This is a genomic window from Pseudomonas sp. AGC41 (assembly GCF_057334555.1).
The window spans coordinates 20,587-25,285 of record NZ_JBHFJB010000105.1 but is presented as its reverse complement, the minus strand read 5'-3'; the positions used below and the strand labels follow the sequence as shown (position 1 = coordinate 25,285).

At 64.6% G+C, this 4,699-nt stretch carries 4 protein-coding genes; all 4 read right to left on the bottom strand.

Annotated features, from left to right (window positions below):
• Positions 1-64 precede the first annotated feature (64 nt).
• Positions 65-307 (bottom strand): hypothetical protein, encoded by a 243-nt coding sequence (locus tag ACE04F_RS18400; protein ID WP_486108906.1) that lies wholly within the window; start codon positions 305-307, stop codon positions 65-67.
• 65 nt (positions 308-372) lie between these two features.
• A complete protein-coding gene (locus ACE04F_RS18395; RefSeq protein ID WP_486108904.1) occupies positions 373-1,443 on the bottom strand; it encodes a lipocalin-like domain-containing protein in 1,071 nt (356 codons plus the stop codon).
• Positions 1,433-3,904 (bottom strand): ABC transporter permease, encoded by a 2,472-nt coding sequence (locus tag ACE04F_RS18390; protein ID WP_486108902.1) that lies wholly within the window; start codon positions 3,902-3,904, stop codon positions 1,433-1,435. The genes ACE04F_RS18395 and ACE04F_RS18390 overlap by 11 nt, the downstream gene beginning before the upstream one ends.
• On the bottom strand, positions 3,901-4,569 hold the full coding sequence (locus ACE04F_RS18385) for an ABC transporter ATP-binding protein (RefSeq protein WP_486108900.1): 669 nt from the start codon (positions 4,567-4,569) through the stop codon (positions 3,901-3,903). Before ACE04F_RS18385 ends, ACE04F_RS18390 begins: the two co-directional genes overlap by 4 nt.
• Positions 4,570-4,699 lie beyond the last annotated feature (130 nt).

The window sequence follows — 4,699 nt, the reverse complement described above, 5'->3', positions numbered from 1 at the left end:
CTCCTACACTGAAATGCGTTCTCCTGTGGGAGCGAGCCTGCTCGCGGAGGCAGCCCACGAAAAATCAGGCATCAGGATCGGCCACTTCCTCCGCCACATTGGCATCGGGCGAGCGCTGGTGCAGTTCTTCGGCCTTGGTCTTCAATTCCTGCCAGCGCTCCAGGTCAATGGTCCCCAGGCCGAACAGGTCGTCGGCGAGCCGCGTCAGCTCGGTGAAATGTGCGTCGGGCGATTGCTGGAAGTAGGCCTTGTCATCGAACAGCCGCTGCCAGTCGGCCAGCGACGGAGGTTTGAGGTCATCGCTCATGAGGGGCTCCCGCGAAGCATTCATAAGGTATGAGAGGCGACGAATGTCGGGAGTTCCGGTGATTGTCAGTAACCGGTCATTTCCAGGTAGCCGATGCCGCTACGATTGCCGCTCAGTTGCACCGGTCCTTCCCAATAGGGAATACGCAGGCTCATCCAGGCGTCGGGGTTCAGCGCCTGAGTGGTGATATCGAACTGTCGGGCGGGAATCCTGATCGACCAGCGCACCGGCATCGAGCGTCCGGCAACCTCGGCGGTGTCCAGTGGCTCGAGGCTGATTTCGCTGGCGCCCAGGGTCGTCGCCTGGCCCTGGGCGTCGATCCAGGTGCCGGTGAGGTACGGCGCGCCTTTCTTGTGCCGCATGCGGTAGAGCATGACGTGTTCGCCATTATCCAGATGCAGGGAAAACCAGTCCCAACCGGTCTGGTTTTCGGTCAGCGGCTGGCTGCTCCATTCACGGTCGAGCCAGGCCGGACCGCTGACCTGGTAGCGCTGGCCGTCGATTTCCAGATGACCGTTAGCCTGGAAGAAAGGTTGGCTGTAGTAATACGACGCCTGGCCCTGCGCGGATTTCTGGCTGAAACCCTGGTCGCCTTGCAGCACCAAGGGGCGTGTCGACGTGAGCTGCAGCTCATAGCTGAAACGTGCATCCCGCGCCTTGAGCTGCATCGCCGCCAAGGGATCGGTGCCCGCGCTGCGGGTGGTCAATTGCCAATCGTCGATCCAGGCATCGAACGGGGTCGTGCGCACTCCGGCCTGCCCCACTCCGCCCCGGGCATAACGTTCGGCGGCATGATGGACGGTCGCGGAAGTGACCGCGGCATGACCGAGCCAGATGGTCTGGTTACGCCAGCCGCTGGCCTGGGGAGCGGCATCCTGGCTGCTGCGGAACAACGTCCATTGCACGCCGAAATCCCGCCCCTCGGTATCCTTGAGATTGGCGGTGACGTACCACCACTCGATACGAAACCCATCATGGGCGCCATGATCGGCCGGAAAACTGAACACGCGCCCGGGCACCACAGGCGTAAATGCAACGGCCTGGTTGCCGAGGCCGGCAAAACCTTTTTCCGGTGCCGACGAGTCGTCGCAGCCGCCGAGCAAGGCCAGCAGCATCAGGCCGATTCTAATTTTCATGGGCGAAGGTCCTGAGCAGATCCGCCGGTTGCGTGCGGTACAGCGCGTACAGCGGCCACGCCGACGCCAGCAGCGTGGCGAACATCGCCAAGCCCAGCAGCTGCGCCAATTGCAGCGGGAATACCCGCAACGGCAGGCGCCAGCCAAAGGCCTGCACGTTGATCACGGCGTCCAGGCACCAGGCCAGGGCGATGCCCAGCGGCACGGCCAGCAGTAAGGTCAGCAGCGCCAGCAACCAGGTCTGGCCGAGGTTGAGCAGCATCAGTTGCCGACGCGTTACCCCCACTGCCCACAACGGCGCCAACTGACCGAGACGGCTCTGGCTCTGGGTCAGCAGGCTGATGAACAACGCCACCCCGGCGACCGCCAGGGTCAGGCTGTTCAACGCCGCGGTGGCGGCAAAGGTGCGCTCGAATACCTGGGTCGACCAGCCCTTGAGGCGAGCCTGGTCGACGATGTGACTGTCATCCAGGCTGAATCGGCTTTGCAACGCCGCCAGCAATGGCCCGATGGCGGACGGCTCGATGCGCAGGTTGAAGCGATTCGGCGTCAATTGCGGCCAGTGCGCCAGCAGGTGATCGGCGTTGATCAGCACATGCCCCTTGGGATTGCCGTAGTCGGCATAAATTCCGACAACCCGCGGCGTCCATGGCCCTTGTGGAGTCGGCAGGGTCAACCGGTCGCCAACATCCACTTTCAGGCGCCGGGCCAGTTGTTCGCTGAGCATCAGCGTATCGGCGCCGGCCAGTTGGTCCCAGGCCTGCTCACCGGCTGACTCCAACAAGGGCCAGTGCAGGCGATAGGACGGATGATCGATGATCCCGTAGATATCTGTCGGCCAGCCTTGCAGAGGAACCGACACCTGCCAGTTCGGCAGCACGGCGCTTACACTCGGTTGTTGCTTGAGCCATTCGTGCAATGCGCCGGCCTGGGCCGGGGTTTGTGGATTGATGTACAGCTCAGCGGTGAGTCGCTGTTCGAGCCAGTCGCCGAAGGTCTGGCGGAAACCGGCGGTCATGCTGCCGGCGCCGATATTGGCCGCCAGCGCCAGCAACAACGCCATCAGCGCCAGGCTCAACGTCGGCAATTGCTGGCGACAATCGGCGAGGAACCATTGGCCGAGCACCGAACGGTTGCCGCGCAGCAACCGGTTCAACACAGCGTTGAGCAGCACCGGCAGCGCCAGCGCCACGCCCAGCAACAACGCGGTCATCAGGACAAAACCGCTCGCCAGGCTGTCACCCCAGACCAGCGCCGCCACGGCGATCAGCGCGGCCAACAGCGCCACCCCGCCCTGGCGCCGCAACCACCGCGCGTGGGCCTGGTGCCAGGCCTGGGGATTGGCCAGCGCCAGCAAGGGCAGGTGCGCCGCACGCAACAGGCTTTGGCCCCCGGCCAGCAACGCCCCGAGCAGGCCCAGGCCGACGCCGCCGAGCCACCACCAAAGGCTGAGGTGCAATTGCCCAGGCACTTCGGCGCCGTACAGACCGCGCAGGCTCGCCGCGACATCAGGCAATAGCAGGCTCGCCAGCCAGTAACCGCTGAGCACCCCGGCAATCCCGCCGAGCAAGGCCAGCGCGCCCAACTCCAGCGCCAGGCTGGCGACCAGTACCCGCGCGCTGACGCCACAGGCACGCAAGGTGCGCAGCAGGCTGCGCCGCTGCTCCAGGGCCAGGCCGATGGCGGCGTGGACAATGAACAGTCCCACCACGAATGACAGGAACCCGAGCGCATCGAGGTTCAAATGAAAGCTTTCGGTCAGGCGCGTCAAGTTGTTCTCTTCGTCCGCGCGCTTGTATTGCAGCAGGCCGTTGAACGCCTCGGGCAAGGCTGCGGTGAACGTGGCCGGCAACAACATTCGCGAAACCTGCTCCGGCAACCCCAGGAGCTGCTGGGCGAAGCCGATGTCCATCAGCAGCATGCCCGGCGCCATGTCCGGTTGCACGTACAGCGGTGGCAAGGCCTGGCCGTTGGCGCTGCGGGGCCGGTCGCCCTCCTTCAGCCCGAGGGCCTGCAACGTCTGCGGGGCGATCCAGGTACGACCGGGCCCGGTGAAGAAATCCACCACCTCGGCAATCTCCCGCGCTTGCCCCGCCACGGCCGAACCCGGCGGCAGCGACACCGGGTCGATGCCCATCAATTGCAGGCGCTGGTTTTCGTGGCCCTGAAGCGTCAGCCGACCCTGCAACACGGGCGATACGGGCCAGCCCTGGCGCCGTAGGTCGACAAACCATTGCTGAGCGAAGGTGCCGCCGCCGGGAGCACTGAGGCTGGCCTGGGGTTCGCCGCCGATCAGCTGGCTGGCCCGGGCGTAGCTGTCCCGAGCCTGACTGTTCAAGGCCTGGACGCCGGTGAGCAGGCTGGTGGCCAGCCAAAGCCCGGTCAACACACTGAAAAATTGCACCGGGTGCCGGCGCCAATGACTGAGCAGGACCTTGAGGGTCTGGCGAAAGATCATCACGCGGGGGCCACCTGCGCCAGGCGCCCGCCTTGCAATACCACGCGGCGTGCCAGGCGCGCCGCCACCCGCTGGCTGTGGGTCACCATCAACAGGCTGGTCGGGCTGCCATCGAGCAATTCCAGGAGCAGTTGCAGCACCTCGTCGCTGGTGGCTTCGTCAAGGCTGCCGGTAGGTTCATCGGCCAGCAACAACGGCGGCCGTGAAGCCAGCGCCCTGCCCAGGGCCACGCGTTGCTGCTGACCACCGGAAAGCTGCTCGGGATAACGCCGCAACAGCTCCGACAACCCGAGCCGCTGCACCAGATGCGCTTGCCACGTAGCGTCGAAACGACCGCAAAGGCGCGCCTGGAACGCGAGATTGTCTTCCACCGCAAGGCTGCTGATGAGGTTGAACTGCTGGAACACCAGGCCGATTTCGGTGCGCCGCCAGTTCGCCAACTGGCTTTCGCTCATGTCCTCGAGCCGGTGCCCAGCGCTGTGGATACTGCCGCGATCGACCTTGTCGAGACCAGCGACCAGATGCAGCAAGGTACTCTTGCCGCTGCCGGATTCCCCCATCAGCGCGAGGCTGCTGCCGGGCGGCAGCGCCAAGTCGATACCTTGCAGCACCGCCAGGGGACCTTGGGGCGTGGTGTAGCTTTTGAAGACGTTTCGGACCTCAAGCATGGGCAACTCGGCTGATCAACAAGGGCATCAGGATAGCGGAGGTTGCGCCGTGCGCAGAGTTCCAAAAACATTTGATGCGGGTTTGTTTATTCGCTTCCGGAATCTTCGGCGATTGATACTGCGCTTTCGC

Coding starts and splice junctions, on each gene's coding strand:
- ACE04F_RS18400 (WP_486108906.1), bottom strand. CDS start 307: ATGAGCGATGACCTCAAACCTCCGTCGCTGGCCGACTGGCAGCGGCTG.
- ACE04F_RS18395 (WP_486108904.1), bottom strand. CDS start 1,443: ATGAAAATTAGAATCGGCCTGATGCTGCTGGCCTTGCTCGGCGGCTGC.
- ACE04F_RS18385 (WP_486108900.1), bottom strand. CDS start 4,569: ATGCTTGAGGTCCGAAACGTCTTCAAAAGCTACACCACGCCCCAAGGT.